Below are 360 nucleotides of genomic sequence, written 5' to 3'. Positions count from 1 at the left end.
CTCTGTAAATCAGGACGCTCCATATTAAGACCTGTGAAGCCATCGTCCTGATAGACTGCCACAACCTCCCATCCCTGCTTTTCGCAGTATTTTTCCAGCATATCCCGCTGGTTGGCGATACTGGCACTTTCGCCTTGCAGGTCATCGTCCTTTGACAGCCTGCAATAGACCGCCGCACGATAGCCCCCGGCAAGTGCCGAACCGATTGTTCTGTATTCCATTTCGTTCATCATAGCCATTTACCCACACAATCCAGACGGTATCTGGCTCTTTTGAACCTCATCTTCATTATAGCCTATATCTTTCTTTTTAGCAAGATATTCTTTTGTATTTATTTTACCGTATTTCTGGGAAATCAGG

General features: G+C 45.8%; 1 protein-coding gene. It reads right to left on the bottom strand.

Annotation, left to right across the window (positions count from 1 at the left end; genetic code table 11):
* The coding region (locus tag IEY11_RS13190) for a recombinase family protein (protein ID WP_188886775.1) at window positions 1–239 on the bottom strand (239 nt) is incomplete at its 3' end.
* Window positions 240–360 lie beyond the last annotated feature (121 nt).

Origin of the sequence: Butyricicoccus faecihominis (genome assembly GCF_014648015.1) — a bacterium.
Classification (GTDB): domain Bacteria; phylum Bacillota; class Clostridia; order Oscillospirales; family Butyricicoccaceae; genus Agathobaculum; species Agathobaculum butyriciproducens.
This window is presented reverse-complemented; position numbering and strand designations above follow the sequence as displayed.